The sequence below is a fragment of the Streptomyces sp. CB01635 genome (assembly GCF_002803065.1).
Taxonomy (GTDB): Bacteria; Actinomycetota; Actinomycetes; order Streptomycetales; family Streptomycetaceae; genus Streptomyces.
The window spans coordinates 83,140-98,721 of the sequence record NZ_NNBL01000001.1 but is presented as its reverse complement, the minus strand read 5'-3'; the positions used below and the strand labels follow the sequence as shown (position 1 = coordinate 98,721).

At 70.9% G+C, this 15,582-nt stretch carries 13 protein-coding genes; 3 read left to right on the top strand and 10 right to left on the bottom strand.

Translation table 11 applies throughout. The annotated features are described in order from the left end of the window. From CG723_RS47265 to CG723_RS46000, 5 genes are all read right to left on the bottom strand, one after another. On the bottom strand, positions 1–1,139 hold a 1,139-nt coding region (locus tag CG723_RS47265), incomplete at its 3' end, for an ATP-binding cassette domain-containing protein (RefSeq protein ID WP_234374064.1). Between the two features lie 190 nt (positions 1,140–1,329). After that, on the bottom strand, positions 1,330–2,091 hold the full coding sequence (locus tag CG723_RS00380; RefSeq protein ID WP_100591126.1) for an NUDIX hydrolase: 762 nt from the start codon (positions 2,089–2,091) through the stop codon (positions 1,330–1,332). A gap of 119 nt (positions 2,092–2,210) precedes the next feature. Continuing rightward, positions 2,211–4,418, bottom strand: a complete 2,208-nt coding sequence (locus CG723_RS00375) for a glycogen debranching N-terminal domain-containing protein (RefSeq protein WP_442802517.1) — start codon at positions 4,416–4,418, stop codon at positions 2,211–2,213. A gap of 530 nt (positions 4,419–4,948) precedes the next feature. Beyond that, positions 4,949–6,397, bottom strand: a complete 1,449-nt coding sequence (locus tag CG723_RS00370; protein ID WP_100591125.1) for a DUF4192 domain-containing protein — start codon at positions 6,395–6,397, stop codon at positions 4,949–4,951. Between the two features lie 214 nt (positions 6,398–6,611). Next, positions 6,612–6,776, bottom strand: coding sequence for a hypothetical protein (locus CG723_RS46000; protein ID WP_159032364.1), 165 nt, complete (start codon positions 6,774–6,776; stop codon positions 6,612–6,614). Between the two features lie 211 nt (positions 6,777–6,987). Between CG723_RS46000 and CG723_RS45995 the strand changes: the two genes are divergently transcribed. Continuing rightward, positions 6,988–7,206, top strand: a complete 219-nt coding sequence (locus CG723_RS45995) for a hypothetical protein (RefSeq protein WP_159032363.1) — start codon at positions 6,988–6,990, stop codon at positions 7,204–7,206. A 35-nt stretch (positions 7,207–7,241) separates the two neighbouring features. Here the strand turns inward: CG723_RS45995 and CG723_RS00365 are convergent, their stop codons facing one another. Then, the gene (locus tag CG723_RS00365; RefSeq protein WP_100591124.1) at positions 7,242–9,401 is read right to left on the bottom strand and encodes a RecQ family ATP-dependent DNA helicase; all 2,160 of its coding nucleotides are present in this window, start codon (positions 9,399–9,401) and stop codon (positions 7,242–7,244) included. A gap of 455 nt (positions 9,402–9,856) precedes the next feature. Here CG723_RS00365 and CG723_RS00360 point away from each other — a divergent pair, with 455 nt between their 5' ends. Then, a complete protein-coding gene (locus tag CG723_RS00360; RefSeq protein ID WP_100591123.1) occupies positions 9,857–10,498 on the top strand; it encodes a hypothetical protein in 642 nt (213 codons plus the stop codon). Positions 10,499–10,603: 105 nt separating this feature from the next. On the opposite strand, the gene CG723_RS00355 is transcribed toward CG723_RS00360, so the two are convergent. From CG723_RS00355 to CG723_RS00345, 3 genes are all read right to left on the bottom strand, one after another. Next, a complete protein-coding gene (locus CG723_RS00355; RefSeq protein ID WP_100591122.1) occupies positions 10,604–11,269 on the bottom strand; it encodes a hypothetical protein in 666 nt (221 codons plus the stop codon). Positions 11,270–11,336: 67 nt separating this feature from the next. Next, the gene (locus tag CG723_RS00350; RefSeq protein ID WP_100591121.1) at positions 11,337–12,038 is read right to left on the bottom strand and encodes a ribonuclease HII; all 702 of its coding nucleotides are present in this window, start codon (positions 12,036–12,038) and stop codon (positions 11,337–11,339) included. Positions 12,039–12,171: 133 nt separating this feature from the next. Continuing rightward, positions 12,172–12,795, bottom strand: a complete 624-nt coding sequence (locus CG723_RS00345; protein ID WP_100591120.1) for a TetR/AcrR family transcriptional regulator — start codon at positions 12,793–12,795, stop codon at positions 12,172–12,174. A 137-nt stretch (positions 12,796–12,932) separates the two neighbouring features. Here CG723_RS00345 and CG723_RS00340 point away from each other — a divergent pair, with 137 nt between their 5' ends. Next, on the top strand, positions 12,933–14,507 hold the full coding sequence (locus tag CG723_RS00340) for an MFS transporter (protein ID WP_100591119.1): 1,575 nt from the start codon (positions 12,933–12,935) through the stop codon (positions 14,505–14,507). Between the two features lie 158 nt (positions 14,508–14,665). On the opposite strand, the gene CG723_RS00335 is transcribed toward CG723_RS00340, so the two are convergent. Continuing rightward, complete coding sequence (locus CG723_RS00335) at positions 14,666–15,574, bottom strand: ADP-ribosylglycohydrolase family protein (RefSeq protein WP_100591118.1); 909 nt, start codon at positions 15,572–15,574, stop codon at positions 14,666–14,668. Positions 15,575–15,582: the final 8 nt, after the last annotated feature.

Sequence of the window (15,582 nt, the reverse complement as noted above, 5' to 3'; positions counted from 1 at the left end):
GGGGGTGGGAGGGGGGACAGGGGGGAGGGGGGAGGGGCGGGGGCTGGGCTTGAGGAAGTTCCGGGCGCCTGAGGGCCCGGGTCGTCACGCTGCGGCGACTCGGCCGGGGAGGAGGCGCCGACAAGGTCCGCGTCGGGTTCCGACGGCTCTGTGGCCGGAGGTGGCGTCTCGGCGAGCGATACCTCCACGACGGTCGTCTGAGGCGCGGTCGGCTCCGCGTCGCGGACTGCTTCAGTGTGGGCCCGTGCCGGAACACTCACCGCCGGCCCCGCATCCCCGACCTCGTCCGCGAGTTGGTGGACCAGGATGCTGTGGCGGAACGCGGTTTCGCCGACGTCCGCGCAGTTACTGCCGTATACGGAGAGACGGTTGCCGTCCTCGTTCACGACCTCGACGGATCGCTGCTTCGCGCGCGCCTCCTTGGCCAGCAGGACACCGAGCCGGGCGGCATGCGGGCTGCGCACGGCGACGCGGGGGCGCAACCGCGTACGGGAGAAGTCCGCGACTCCCTGGTCCGCGATGACGCGCCCTGCCTCCATGGTGACCACGCGGTCAGCGGTCCGCGCCGCTTCCTTGGCGTCGTCGGTGGAGAAGAGCACAGTGCCGCCGAGCGACGCGTGGGCCCGCAGGATGCCGTGCAGCCACTTGCCCTCACGCACCGAGAGCCCGTCGGCGGGTCCGTCGAGGACGAGGGTGTGGGGGTCCGCGAGAAGCGCGCAGGCGAGGCCGAGGCGCCTGTCCATGCCTCGCGAGAGCGTGCCGAGTCGCTGCTCACGCAGGCTGACGATGCCGACGACTTCGAGGACCTCGTCTGCACGCTGCACCGGCACCCCTGCGGCCGCGCACAACATACGCAGTTGTCCGCGCACGGTTCGGGACGGATGTCCCTGGACCTCGCCGAGCAACACGCCCACCTCGCGGGATGGATGGGGGATGCGATGCAGGGGGCGGCCTCTGAAATGCGTGATTCCACGGCCTTGTTGGAGTTCGAGCATCAGCCGAACCGCCGTCGTCTTGCCGGACGCGCGGGCACCGAACAGCGCCGTGACACGACCCGTCGGCGCCTCGAAGGACACGTCGTCGACAGCGGGCGGGAGCTCCTGGCGGGGGTTGCTGGTCAGTCCGAAGGCCTGGATCATCGCTTCTCTCGCAGGATGTGCGACCGCTCGGCGGCCGGGACCCGTCCGCCGAGCGGGGACGGACGAACCCCGTGGGTACCGCAGCAAGATAACGCGATATTTCCGTCTTTTCGGGCAGGGTGCGCGCTTCGGGTGTCCCTGCGCGGCGTGGGCGGGCAGAGCCCGGAGGTCAGGCCCGGTCAGCTCCGGTTCACACCTCGGGGCGCAGCATCGGCGGGTTGAGCAGTGTCGCGCCCCCGGCGCGGAAGAGCTGGGCCGGCCTGCCTCCCTGGCGGGTGGTGGTCCCGCCGGTGGGCACGAGGAAGCCCGGGGTGCCTGTCACCTTGCGGTGGAAGTTTCGCGGATCGAGCGCCACGGCCCACACCGCCTCGTACACGCGCCGCAGCTCGCCGACCGTGAACTCGGGCGGGCAGAAGGCCGTAGCGAGCGACGAGTACTCGATCTTCGAGCGGGCACGCTCCACGCCGTCCGCGAGGATCTGCGCGTGATCGAAGGCCAGGGGCGCCGCCTGCTCACCCTCGCGCCCGTACCCGCTCTGATTCAGCAGTGCCTCTACGGGTGCCCATCGCGCGCTGTGCGCGTCGCCACCCGCACGCGGTGCGGGCAGATCCGGCGCCAGGGCCAGATGAGCGACGCTGACCACGCGCATACGAGGGTCGCGCTTGGGGTCGCCGTAGGTGGCCAGCTGCTCCAGGTGCGCGCCATTTACCTGGTCCGGGTCTGCGGGATCATGGGCGCTGAGCCCGGTCTCCTCGATCAGTTCGCGCGCCGCGGCGGACGACAGGTCCTCGTCGTCCCGTACGAAGCCGCCGGGGAGTGCCCAACGCCCCTGGAACGGCGGTTCGCCTCGCCGTACCGCGAGCGCGCAGAGCGCGTGACGACGCACGGTCAGCACGACCAGGTCGACGGTGACTGCGAAGGGCGGGAAGGCCGACGGGTCGTAGGGCGACATGCCGCGATCATAGTCGTCTTCCTGACGATAAACACTCCCTTCGCGATCGTCGATCAAGGCCTTCTTCGAAGTCTCCGAGGTGGGACCCCGCCGATCTCCCGAACTCACGTCCGCCCCGGTCACACCCCCAACTGCAGCCCGTCGGCCGCCTCCTCGACCATGGCGAGACCGAGTCTGCTGACCCGCACCGAGAATGGTGCGCCCGCGACCCGCAACCCGGCCAGTCCGATCTCCCCCAGGGGTGCGCTGCGCATCGGTCTCAGCGTCACCGTCCCTGCGGGCGCGTCCGGCCGGATCCCGGCGAGGGCCGCGAGGATCTGCACCCCTGCCGCCGCGGCGGTGGCCGCGGGTCTGCAGGCGGCCGGATGCGGAAGCGGCGCGCCCCCTTCGCAACGCTGCTCCCCCGCGTACATCTCGGGCAGCCGGAACCCGAATGCCTCGGCCGCCGACAGAACGCCCCGCAGCAACGAACTCGACTCCTTCTCGTAGCCCGCATCGGCCAGGCCGCCAACGGCCAGCGCCGTCTCCTGCACCCGCACGGCACCGCCACGGTGCCCGAACGGGTTGTACGACGCCTCCCGTACGCCCAGACTGCGCAGCCCCCACCCTGAGTCGAGTGCCGGACCGCCCAGGAGCCGTGCGAGCTGTTCGATCTGCACCTTGTCGAGGAGTCCCGGCGCCATCACACCGCCGCCAAGCAGCCCTGTGTCGAGGAGGTGGGCCGCGGCGCTGCCGAGGTGGGGCAGGAGGCGTCCGTCCGGCGTGCGGGCAGCGGCGGGCCTGCCGCCCCCGCGGTCCTCGGCCCAGAAGTCCTCCCTGAACCGTGTCCGCAGCACTTCGGCCCACTGGCGCAGTTCTACGGCGCCGGGCCGGCCATGGGCGTCGAGGAGATCCGCGCCGAGCAGGGCGGCCCGGTGAGCGTGGGCCTGGGTCTCACAGCGCAACGGTCCTCCGGGGCCGGGGTCCGCCAGGTACGTCCCTTCGCCAATGGCTGCCCGCAGCCAGTGCAGGCAGCGCTCCGCGGTGGGCAGCAGCTCGGCGACCTCCTGCTCGGGAAGGCCCCAGCGTCTCGCCTCCGCGAGGAGCGCCGGAAACAGGAGGGTCGCTTCGGTTCCAGTACAGCCGGGCGGCAGATGCGGGCCTGCGTCTCTCAGCGGGCCGGGGATCGTCCCCGCCTCCCTTCCTGCACCCGGGAGTTGGGTCCGCGCGAGGGCCCTGAGCGTGCCCGCGGCCAACCGGGTTCCCAAAGGCAGCGCCATCCGCGCGGCCGCCAACGCCTCGGCCGGAGCCAGACCACAGCGCCAGGGCGCGCCTGCGGCGAGGTAGAGGTCCGAGGGGTGCCCAGGGTCGCGCAGCAGCAATGCGTGCAGGTCCTCGGCGCAGGTTCTCAGCAGCGGCCCCACGCGTGCGTCGTCCCCTGCGGCTTCCGCCCCGGCGAGCGGACGTGCGGTGCCATGCCCGACCGGTCGGCCCGTCCCACCGCCGTCGGACCGTACCCGTAGTTCGACACTCCACGTGCCACCCGGAGGCAGGTCGAACTCCCAGCGCAGCAGGCCTGCGGAGGCGAGCGCATCCCGGGGCGGCGGGTCGGCGGTGACGACGGCGTGGCCCGCGGGCGACGACCAACGCATGCCGGAGTCGTGGACGGTGGCGGACAGTGCACGCCCCGGCCGTCCGGCCGCCACCGCGCCCAGCTCGGCCAGATCCGTACCGAGCGCGACCTCGACCGGTAGTCGCAGCGGGCGTGTGGCCGAGCTGCGCAGCGTAATCCGCTCCGTGCCGTCGGCATGCCGCGTCCGCTCGACCATGATGTCCGGGTCGGGGCCGCCGTCCACGACAGGCCTCAGCGTCGCCACGAACCGGGCCCGGTCGGCGGCGACCATACGGGCCTGAACCGCGACCGGCTCGCGCCCCGCCACGCGGAGCAGGCAGCGCGACAACAGACGGCGCCCGGCACGGTAGAACCCCTCCAGGCCATCGCCCGTCAACTGCCCTTGCTGCGAAGAAATCGCGAGCGAGGGCAGGGCCACGCAGATCAGCGCCGTGTGCGCCGGCGGCAGCTCCGCGGAGCGCCGGGGAGCTGGGGTGTTCGCGCGACCGGTGTGCGCATTTGGGGGCGGAGCGTTGCGGGTAGCAGGTGGAGCCGGGTCCTTGCGGTGAGCGGACGAGATCGCTGGGGCGATTGCAGATGTCACTGCATGAGCGGATGGCGCTCCCGCGATGGCGGTTGACGGCCCCGCGGTGCCGGATGGCGCTCCCAGCCCTGAGGGCGCGGACGACACCCCAGCGGGCGCGGTCGATACCCCAGCCGGTGGAGCGGGCGACATCCATGCGGGGATTCGAGAGGCCCGGCCCGCACCTCCGCCGAGGCGGTCGACGAACGAGTCCTCCAAGGGACTCTCGAAGGACGCCTTGAACGAGTCTTCGGGCTCCGGCGCGCGTGCAGCTGAAGGCATCACCGCCGCCTCGTCCCCGGACAACCGGCGGTACCGGTCTCGCGGGGCGGTCCGACGGCATCTGGTGGGGCGTCTTTCTCCAGGGCGAGCAGCACCGGCACGGCGCAAGTCGATACGGCGGACACGGTCGACGACGCGGGGGGCGGCATGGGGTGGCTCCTTCCGCGCTGGGCGCGCGCGAGGCGCCGATGGCGCTCCGAAGGGTCGGCGGGGAGACAGCGGCGCAGCCCGATCACGGGCTGTGCCACAGAGGTGAACGGGCCTGCCCCACCCCAAGTCACGCCCGCGGCAAAGGAAGCCGAGCAGCCGACGCCCCATACCCCTCCCCAAATCCCCCACGCCGGCCGGTGCCCGCGCTGCTACAAAGGCGGGCATGCGGAACCTGCGCCACAAGCCGATACTCATCCGTCCCGCCTCGTCCCCTGTCGCCCCACTCGGCGACGTCCCTGCGGTCGCCTCGGCGCATGCGCCCCAGCCTGGGCGGGCCCCTTACCCGCGCCTGCACGTCGCGATCCGCGCCGGCGCAGGGCCGCTTCCAGGGCCCGCGTCACTCGATCCTCGGCCGGTTCCCGCGAGTCCTCGGCACTTGGCCGCCCAGAGGATCCTGCGCCCTTACGGCCGGCGGCGCCTTCGGCATTGACGCCGGCAACGGGCCTCGCGCCCACCGCTACTCCTGCCCCGGCTCCGTCAGAGTCTTCCTCGGAACCTGCCCCGGACGGCGTCACATTCCGCTCGTCCCGGGTCTTGCGCAGGCTTCGCCGCACCGGCTCCGGATCCAGGTCCGCGCTGCACGCCTCCATGAGGAGCCGGGCGAAGACGTACCGGGGATCCGCCGCCAGGGCCATGTCCAATGCCTCGCCTGCCTCCACTCGGTCGCCCAGAGACCATGCGACCCAGCCGGCGAGCGTCAGCGGCGCCGCCGCGTGTTCGCCGTACGGACCCACGCAGCGGCGGGCCAGGGCTCGCCACAGACGCAGAACAAGTGGTGCCTCGTCGCCCTCCATCCACTCGGCGGCGTGATCCCGGGTCAGCCGGTCCTGGAGGCCGAGGATCAGCCTCGCCGCTTCGTCATGCGCGAGCTGCTCGTCGTCTTTGAGATCGGCTTCGAGCGTGTCGCCGCCGGTCGGCAGGTGCCCGAAACGGCTCCAGACCCGCCGTGCGAGATCGAGCGTCTCGTCCGCGACCTCGACGCGCGGGACTCCGGCGAGAATCCTGGGGACCAGAGCCATGGCCGCGGCATCCAGCGCACGCTCCTGGTCCGGCACGGCCGCCGTCTGCCACGGCGTGAGCCTGGCCCTCATCTCCCTTAGCGGGCGCCGCACTTGGATGCCCGCGTAGGTCATCGCGGCCGCCGTGACGGACGTACCGGACGCGGCCAGCGGTGTGCCGTCGGGCGGGCAGCACTCCGCGACCGGGCAGCTGTACGACCAGAAGTGATCGTCGGCGATGCAGAGGGTCTCGACCACGGGCACGTCGAGGCGGCCGCAAGCCAAGCGCAGCATCTGCGCCAGTGGGTGCAGGCGCTCCATGATCTGCCGACCGGTCTCGGTGGCCTTCGGATCCCGGCACAGGAACGCGACGATGCCGTCCGGCGTTCCGTCCTTCCTCTCGCATCCACTGATCAGGCACTTGGCCATCTCGTCCGCGACGGACGGCCAGTCTCCGGGGCGCTCGGGGATCCCGAGTCGCACGCGCCCGCCGAAGCGTCCGCGGTGCAGGGCGACAAGCACGATGCTGTCCTCGGGCCTGAACCCGAGCAAGTACGGGAGCGCTTCGGCCAGTTCGGACGGGTTGCGCAGGGTGATCTGTTCCGTGCCGGGTGCACCGGCTGCTTCGCTGTGATTCGTCATGTGACGACCATGCCGCGAATCTCAAGGTTCCGTTTTTACCTGTGGATAACCCGGATCAGGGACACGACAGGAGTTGTCCACAAGTCGGCAGGGCCACTCGCGCGAAGCCGACCCATCAGGCCATGCTTGTCCCAGCCATGTCGTTCACTTGCTGACGCCAGCTCAGCGGCCGTGTGTGGACAGGGACTTCGGGCAAGAGGCGCACGAACCGCGATCAGGCGTGGCTCTCGCTCCCGTGCTTGAGGTTGTTGACCCAGGCGTGGAGCGAGGCGTCGAGGTCGGCCTGCCGGTTGGCGGTGTCGGCGCCGACCGGTGCGCCGCTCCAGGACTCCTCGGTGTGGACGAGCACGCCGTTCTTGGTGGGCGTGAACGTCCACACGTGGACGGCGGTGATGCCCTGCCCGGGCCTCCCCAGGCCGGCCGCTTGCCGGGCACGACCTGCTTGACGGCGGAGTTGACGCCCAGCCCTTGGGTCTCCCAGCGGAACACCGAGCCCGGCCGCAGCATGCCCGGCGTGCCCTTCGTGACCGTGGTGACGTCGGGCTGCCACGACGGCCAGTTCTCGACGTCCGTCTGCACCTTTCCAGATCGTGCGCAGCGGCGCATGGATCACGCTGTCCTCGCGAGTGATAACGGGAGCGGTCTCGTCGATCTGCGCTTCTGCGGCGGTGAACCTGAAAGTCGCAGAACCCGTCAACGGCACGGGCCTCAAGCCGCACACGCCGCCAGAAGCAGAAGCAGAAACGGCAACGGACGCGCTCGCCCATGCTCCGGGCTCGCACGTCCCCCTCTACGACTCCGGTCAGTGACTCAGCTCAGTGCCTCAGCCCTGAGCACCCCATACTCAGCCCGCCGCAGCCAGCACCAACGGCAGAACCTGCTCGCTCCCCGCCTGCCGGAGCAGCCGCGCGGCGACGGCGAGGGTCCAGCCGGAGTCCGTGTAGTCGTCCACGAGCAGGACGGGACCCGGAGCGCCGGCCAGGGCCGCAGCCAGATCGTCAGGAACGGTGAAAGTGTTGGACAGTGTCCTGAGCCGCTGGGCGGAGTTGCTGCGGCGTGCCGCGTGTACGTCCCCCGGCCCCGTATACGCAAGCGTGCCCAGGAAGGGGAGGCGGCCGACGGTCGCGATTCCCTGGGCGAGGGAACCGACCAGTTGCGGCCGAGTCAGGGACGGCACGGCGACGACTCCCACCGGCCGGGCAGAGGCGTCCGGAACACTCGGCGCCCACCCCCCGGGCGAGCGCGCCCAGTCGGCGATGACGGCTACCGCGGCCTTCAGGGCGTCGTCGGGGACGGGCCCGTCGGGCGCGTTCTCGGCCAGCAGCGGGCGCAGTCGGTTGCCCCAGCCGATGTCCGAGAGCCGCCCCAGGGCGCGCCCGGTGGAGCACTGTTCCTTGGCCGGGATGCGCCCCTTGAGGTCAATGCCCAGCGCGGGCATCCCCGTCGGCCACATGCGGCGCGGCTCGACCTCCACCCCCGGGCGGTCCAGTTCCCTGGCCGCCCCCGTCAGCATCTCCGCCGAAACCGAGGAATCGGCCCAGGCCCCCGCACAGTTGTCGCAACGGCCACACGGAGCCGCACCCTCGTCGTCCAGTTGCTGGCGCAGGAACTCCATCCGGCACTGGGACGTGCTCGCGTAATCACGCATGGCCTGCTGCTCGGTCGCCCGCTGCTTGGCCACCCACGCGTAGCGTTCGGAGTCGTACACCCAGTCGGCTCCCGTGGCCGTCCAGCCGCCCTTCACTCGCTTGACCGCGCCGTCGACGTCCAGCACCTTCAACATCGACTCGAGGCGACTGCGCCGAAGATCCACCGCCGCCTCCAGGGCAGGCACGGACAGCGGCCGTCCCGCACCCGCGAGAGCCGAGAGCGTCTGGCGGACCTGCGCCTCGGGCGGGAAGGCCGTATCGGCGAAGTAGCGCCAGATGGCCTCGTCCTCCTTGCCCGGCAGCAGCAGCACATCGGCGTGGGCCACACCGCGGCCCGCACGCCCCACCTGCTGGTAGTAGGCGATCGGCGAGGACGGCGAGCCGAGATGGATCACGAATCCCAGGTCCGGCTTGTCGAAGCCCATCCCCAGCGCGGAGGTGGCGACCAGCGCCTTCACGCGGTTCTCCTGGAGATCGATCTCGGCCTGGAGCCGGTCGGCGTTCTCCGTCTTGCCTGTGTACGACGCCACGTTGAAGCCGCGCTGGCGCAGGAAGGCGGTGGCCTCCTCGGCCGCGGCCACCGTCAGCGTGTAGATGATGCCGGAGCCCTGAAGCTCATTCAGGTGTTCGGCGAGCCAGCCCAGGCGGTGTGCGGCGTCCGGCAACTGGACCACACCCAGTCGCAGACTCTCCCGATCCAACGGGCCGCGGAGCACCAGTGCCTCACCGGCTCCCGTACCCAGCTGATCGGCGACATCCGCCGTGACCCGCGCGTTCGCCGTAGCGGTGGTGGCCAACACGGGAACACCGGCGGGAAGCTCGGCCAGCATCGCCCGCAGCCGGCGGTAGTCCGGCCGGAAATCATGGCCCCAGTCGGAAATACAGTGCGCCTCGTCGACCACGAGCAAACCGGTCGTGGCCGCGAGCTTGGGCAGGACCTGATCACGGAAATCAACCGAATTGAGGCGTTCCGGACTCACGAGGAGAACGTCGGTCTCGCCACGCTCGACCTCCTCATAGATCGTGTCCCACTCCTCCGGGTTGGCCGAGTTGATCGTGCGCGCCTGGATGCCGGCCCGCGCCGCCGACTCGACCTGGTTACGCATCAGCGCCAGCAACGGCGAGATGATCACCGTGGGACCGGAGCCACGCCGCCGCAGCAGGGCCGTGGCCACGAAGTACACCGCCGACTTGCCCCAGCCGGTGCGCTGCACCACAAGGGCGCGCCGACGCTCCTCGACCAGGGCTGCCACCGCCTGCCACTGATCCTCCCGAAGGCGCGCCGAACCCCCTGGATCGCCGACCAGCTCAGCGAGGATGGCGTCGGCTTCGGCACGCAGCTCCTGGTTACTCATGCCCCCATGCAACCCCACACCACTGACAACAGCCCAATCCCCCGCCGCGATGATCACCGCCCGGCCCTTCCATCCGGCTGCCTGGAGGGTGTCCCGCCAGGTGCCGAGCTCCTCTCGGTCCGAGCCCCTCTTGATCCAATTCCCGGGCGCCCGGGTCGCCGAGGTCAGGGGGTGTTACCGCTGGTCGTGGCGGTGACGACGTGATCCTGGCGTCTGGTCGAAGCCGTAAAAACGTGATCCTGGCGTCACGGGTGACGGCGGTGGGCAGGGATATAGCCGACGCTTCCCCAGATACCGGCCCCCGGCCCCGATTGCTCGTTGCCGCAAGCCAGTGCGAAGGGAAGAATTGGAATCGCTCCCGCGCGGCTCGATCGTGGTCCGGTAGGGCTGTGCCGCGGTGCGCTCCCGCAGTCCGACCCCGCCCGCAGTGTGGGCGCGTAGCCGAAGGGAGGACCGTGACCTTCGGATTCGCTCCGTCCTCGGCGACATCATTGTCGACGTCATCGACGCGTGCCGACATGTCCGCCGACTCCGCCAATCAACTCGCCAGGGTGCTCGAACCCGCGGAATGGGCCGCGGCGGGGATCCCCTTGCTGCGCAATCCGCGCGAGGTCGTCAGCGGCCTGCACGCCCGGCACCGCCCCAAGCCTCAGACGGCCGTCGTGGCCGTCCTTGACACGGAGGAGCGGCTCAGTGCCAGCGCGTCGTTCACGCGGCGCGCGAGCGCGGCGGACGGCTGGGTGTTCCGCAACGCGCTGCTCACGCACCTGCGCCGGGTCATCCCGCACGACCTCCGGCGCCGTACACCGGTGCGTACAGCTGTACTGCTCTACTGCCGCGAGGGCGACGCGCGTTGGACGGAGGAGGACGGTGCGTGGATGTGGGGGCTGCGGGATGCCTGCACACTTCATGGGCTGCGCTGCGGGGCGTACATCACCATGACGCGGGACGGCTGGCAGGTACTCGGCGAGGGACGTGGCGGCCGGCGGCCGAGCCTTGGGTCGACGCCCGAAGCGTTCGAGGGCGGCGTCGAGCCGCCACTGCCGCGCGCAGGAGGAGCCGCGTCGGAGGTACTGCGCCGCGCGGCCGCCCGCTGAGAGCTGCCGCTGGAACGAGCCCGTCGCGACGCGGGCCGCAGTCACACGACGCCGCCGGCCGCCCGCGGAACCGCCGAGCGGTCCGGGCAGCCGGCGTGCGGCGTGTCAGACTCCGGCGCCCAGCAGGGAGTTGATCCGCTGCGGGTCGCCGCACACGATCAGCAGGGCGCCCGCCCGGCCGAGGGCGAGAGGCATTGCCGCGGCGGCCGCCTCATCGGCGCCGCCGTTCAGCGCGACGACGACCACAGGCCGCTTGGTGGCACGCCCAGCGGCACCGGCGTCGGCGTAGAAGACATCGTCACCCGCGTCGTGCTGCGCCCAGTAGGCGGTGTCGCCGAAGGACAGCTCGTGCGTGGCCCACGGGTGCGGGTCACCGGTGGTGATCACCAGCACCTCGCCGGGCGCACGGCCCGAGTCGAGGAGCAGGTCGACGGCTTCCTCCGCGGCGTCCAGGGCCCCCTCGACCGAAGCCGGGATCAGCTGGATCTGCGGCTGTGCGCTCGCGTCCGCCGCAGCGGGCGCGGTCGGCACGGCGGCGGGGGCGGCCGGAGCCGAAGGCCCCGGCTCGGCGGCGGACACCGACTCGCGCGACGTGCGCTGCGCGGGCGGCATCGGCCGTGCGGGACCCGGGCGTCCGGGTCGCGGCGGCGCCGCGGGACGCGGGCCGGGTACAGGGCGGGGGGTCGGCGCGTTGCGGCCGCTGGGGGCCGAAGTGGCGCGGGGACCCTGGGCACTCTCGTGAATCTGAGGCTCCTCGGGAAGGAGAGGCATGAGCTGATGTCTATCAAACGCCGGTGCGGGTGGCCCCGGCGGGTGGCACATGAGTGCGAACGGAAGATCAGAAGTCGAAGCCGAGTTGTCCTTCGATCTCCGGAACGTTTCCGTCCGCCCAGATGCGGGCCTTCTTGAGGTGCCGCCACTGGGGCAGCGCATCAAGATACGCCCACGTGAGCCGGTGGTACGGGGTGGGCCCCCGCACCTCCAGCGCGGCTTTGTGGACCGGCGACGGATAACCGGCGTTGGCCGCAAAACCGAAGTCTGCATGTTCGATGCCCAGTTCGGCCATCATTTTGTCGCGCCGAACCTTGGCGATCACCGATGCCGCGGCGACGGCCACACAGGACCGGTCTCCCTTGATCACCGTGCGGACCTGCCAGGGAGCGCCGAGGTAGTTGTGCTTGCCGTCGAGGATGACCGCGTCCGGACGGACCGGAAGGGCCTCGAGGGCGCGCACCGCGGCGAGCCGCAGAGCGGCCGTCATCCCCAGCTCGTCGATCTCCTCGTGGGAGGCGTGCCCGAGAGCATGTGCCGTCACCCAGCTCTCCAGCGTCTCGGCGAGCACTTCGCGCCGCTTCGGGCTGATCAGCTTGGAGTCGGTGAGACCTTCGGGCGGTCGGCGCAGCCCGGTGACGGCGGCGCACACAGTGACCGGTCCCGCCCACGCACCGCGACCGACCTCGTCCACACCGGCGACGATCTTGGCTCCGGTGGTGGCGCGCAGTGAGCGCTCGACGCTGTGAGTGGGTGGTTCGTACGGCATGGCGCCAGATAGCCTACGCCGCCTTGACCACTCAGCGACACCCCGGTACGACCGGCCCGTTCTCCGTCCACGCGGCGCGATGCCACCACACAGCCCGGCGCCGGCTCAGATCCACGGCCGGCACCGCCTCGCGTCACGCCCCCCGCGGCCGCAGCAGCGGAACCATCACCTGATCGATCATCTCCGTGAGATCACGCTCTTCCCATTCGCTCGCGCACACCTTTGAGCGGTACATCATCATCGCAGGGATGACATCGCAGACGTACGCGTCAGCGGCGCCAGGGCGAACCTCTCCCCGCTCGATCCCGCGGTTCACGACCTCTTTGATCAGCTCGACGCTCGGCTGGACGACGCCCTCGAAGATCACCTCATGGAAGCGCTGCGCCGTCGCCGAGTCGCATTCGTGAAGAACCGAACGCAGAGCGAATCCGGGGCGCGAGTACATCGCCTCACGCATCAGGCCGCAGAGCTCGATCAGGTCCTCCCGGACGCTGCCGCGGTCCGGCGCTCCGTCGAGCCTGGGCAGCGCCGCCTGGAGGGCGTCCGCGACGAGCTCCTCCTTGGACGGCCAGCGGCGGTAGACGGCGGCCTTGCCCGTCTGCGCTCCGGCGGCGACGCCTTCCATCGTGAGGGCGTTCCAGCCGACCGTACTGAGCTGCTCCAGCGCGGCTTCCAGGATGGCCCGCTCCAGCACGGGGCCACGCCGGCGCAGGGTGGCCGTCCGAGCGGGGGCGGCCGTCCAGCGCGAAGTATCCATCGTCTTCTCTCCGTTGGGGAACCGGGTGTTCTCGGCAGCTTCTTCAGTGAACGGTTGCGTTCACTGATGGGGAGTCACTACCGTTCGAGGCGACAGTGAACGGTTGCGTTCACTAACGCACTTGTGGGGGATCCATAGTGTCAACCTCTCAGTTAACTCAAGATCAGAAGCCGAACAAGCCGGGGAAGCCGGGGCAGGCACGACGGACTGGGCGCCCCGGCATAGCCCTCGCCGTCATCGCGGCCTGCCAACTCATGGTGGTACTCGACGCGACGATTGTGAACATCGCGCTCCCGCACATTCAGGGCGCGCTCAAGTTCTCCACGACAGACCTCACTTGGGTCGTCAGCGCGTACACGCTCACCTTCGGTGGGCTGCTGCTTCTCGGTGGTCGTGCGGGAGACATCCTCGGTCGCCGCCGGGTCTTCATGTCCGGCATCCTGCTCTTCACGCTCGCCTCCCTGCTCGGCGGACTCGCCCAGGAACCCTGGCAGTTGCTGGCGGCCCGGGCCCTGCAGGGCGTCGGTGGCGCGATCGCGTCGCCCACCTCGCTCGCCCTCATCACCACGACGTTCCCCGAAGGCCCGGAGCGGAACCGCGCGTTCGGCGTCTTCGCGGCCGTCTCCGCGGGCGGCGGCGCCGTCGGTCTCCTCGCCGGCGGCATGCTCACGGAGTGGCTCGACTGGCGCTGGGTGCTGTTCGTGAACGTACCCATCGGCATCCTCATCGCGGTGCTGGCGCCGATGTACATCAACGAGTCCGAACGCCACCCGGGACGCTTCGACATCGCGGGCGCGCTCACCTCCACGGCGGGCATGGCCTCGCTCGTGTACGGCTTCATCCGGGCGTCGGAGGAGGGCTGGCGGGACAGCATCAGCGTGGGCTCGTTCGTCGCCGCCGTGGTGCTGCTGCTCGCCTTCGTGTTCATCGAGAGCCGGGCGAAGGAACCGATCACTCCGCTGCGGATGTTCGCCGACCGCAACCGCTCCGGCACGTACGTGATCATGCTGAGCCTGGCCGCGGCGATGTTCGGCATGTTCTTCTTCATCGTCCTGTTCGCACAGAACGTCCTCAACTACACGCCGATCGAGGCGGGCCTCGCCTTCCTGCCCGTGACGGCCGCGATCATCGTCGGCGCGGGCCTGTCGCAGCGGCTGCTTCCGGTCCTCGGCCCCAAGCCGTTCATGATGACCGGCGCGACCTTCGTCCTGCTCGGCCTCGGCTGGCAGACGTTCATCTCCCCCGACAGCTCGTACGTGGGTGGGGTGCTCGGCCCGATGCTGCTGTTCGGCATCGGGATGGGGCTCAACTTCGTGACGCTCACCCTGACCGCCGTCTCCGGAGTCGCCCAGCACGAGGCGGGTGCGGCGTCCGGGCTGCTCAACGCGATGCAGCAGGTGGGAGGTTCGCTCGGCCTCTCCATTCTGACGACCGTCTTCGGTACGGCCAGCAGGAACGAGGCCAAGGACCAGATCCCCTCCTTCATGGCGCAGGCCACGCCCGAGCAGAAGGCGGAGTTCGCCAAGACCCATCAGCTCCCGGCTCCCTGGGGTCACCAGGTCCTGGCCGAGGGCATCTCGACCGCGTTCATTCCGGCCGCGGCGATGGCGCTGCTCGCGCTGGTCGTCGCCACTGTGGTGATCCGGGTACGCAAGAGCGACCTGGAAGCACTCGCGGGTACCGCGGGTGCGGCCGGGCCGGCGGGCGGCTGACTGGGGGAGCCGTCCACCGGGGAGGTGGATGCCGGGCCGTCCGACTCGACGAAGCCGGCCCGGCATCCATCACACCCAAGCCGATGCGTTCACCTGAGCCCTAGCCCTAGCCCCACGGTTTATCCGTCACACCGGGTGAGGCGTGAGGAATCCACAGGTCAGACCGGCAGTCCGGGCGCCCACTCCGGCAGGGGCTCGGTCCGCTGCAGCCACAGGTCCGCCGGAGCGCCACCCAAGCCTGAAGCGACCACTCCGCCCACGATCGCGCACGTCGTGTCCATGTCGCCGCCCACCTGGGCCGTCTCCCAGAACGCGCGCTCGAAGTCGCCGAGCCCGCGCGCCGCCGACCACAGGGCGAACGGCACGGTGTCGTGCGCCGTGGTGCGTCGGCCGCAGCCGAGGACCGCGGCCACCGTCCCCGGGTCGCCGTAGTCGAGCATGTCCCTGGCCCGCCGAAGCCCCGCTCCCACCGCACTGCGCGGCACGAGCGCGATCACTCCGTCGAGGAGCGCCTGCGGCGTCGGCGGTCCTGCCGGATCGGCCACGATCGCGGCAGCCGCGGCCACGGCCATGGCCCCGACCACGGCCTCCCGGTGCTGATGCGTCGGATAGGCGGAGATCTCGGCCTGATGCGTGGCCTGCTCCGGATCGTCCGCGTACCAGGCCCCGAGCGGCGCGATCCGCATCGCCGCGCCGTTGCCCCAGGAGCCCTGGCCCTTGAAGAGCGCGGAGGACAGGGAACGCCAGTCGCCGCCCTCGCGGATCTGCCGGAGCAGCCGGTTCACCGCAGGGCCGTAGCCGCGGTCGAAGTCGTGGTGCTCCGCGAAGGACCGGGCGAGCGCGTCCTGCTCGATCCGGTTCTCGGCGGCCAGGACCGCCACTACGGAGCACGCCATTTCGGTGTCGTCGGTCCACTGCCAGATGCCGTCGGGCAGCTCGCGGCGCTTGAGCAGCGGATGGTTGGCGGGCACGAAGAACTGGGAGCCCAGCGCATCCCCCACCGCCAGGCCGCGCAGGCTGGACAGGGCGCGGTCAAGCCGCACATGAGGAGAGGAATCAGCGGTCATCGCCCTGC

What these genes read in the sequence shown, in the direction of transcription:
- CG723_RS00380 (WP_100591126.1), bottom strand. Translation starts at nt 2,091, where the DNA reads ATGTCGCCCTACGACCCGTCGGCCTTCCCGCCCTTCGCAGTCACCGTC.
- CG723_RS00370 (WP_100591125.1), bottom strand. Translation starts at nt 6,397, where the DNA reads ATGACGAATCACAGCGAAGCAGCCGGTGCACCCGGCACGGAACAGATC.
- CG723_RS00335 (WP_100591118.1), bottom strand. Translation starts at nt 15,574, where the DNA reads ATGACCGCTGATTCCTCTCCTCATGTGCGGCTTGACCGCGCCCTGTCC.
- CG723_RS00345 (WP_100591120.1), bottom strand. Translation starts at nt 12,795, where the DNA reads ATGGATACTTCGCGCTGGACGGCCGCCCCCGCTCGGACGGCCACCCTG.
- CG723_RS00350 (WP_100591121.1), bottom strand. Translation starts at nt 12,038, where the DNA reads ATGCCGTACGAACCACCCACTCACAGCGTCGAGCGCTCACTGCGCGCC.
- CG723_RS00375 (WP_442802517.1), bottom strand. Translation starts at nt 4,418, where the DNA reads ATGTCGCCCGCTCCACCGGCTGGGGTATCGACCGCGCCCGCTGGGGTG.
- CG723_RS00365 (WP_100591124.1), bottom strand. Translation starts at nt 9,401, where the DNA reads ATGAGTAACCAGGAGCTGCGTGCCGAAGCCGACGCCATCCTCGCTGAG.
- CG723_RS00355 (WP_100591122.1), bottom strand. Translation starts at nt 11,269, where the DNA reads ATGCCTCTCCTTCCCGAGGAGCCTCAGATTCACGAGAGTGCCCAGGGT.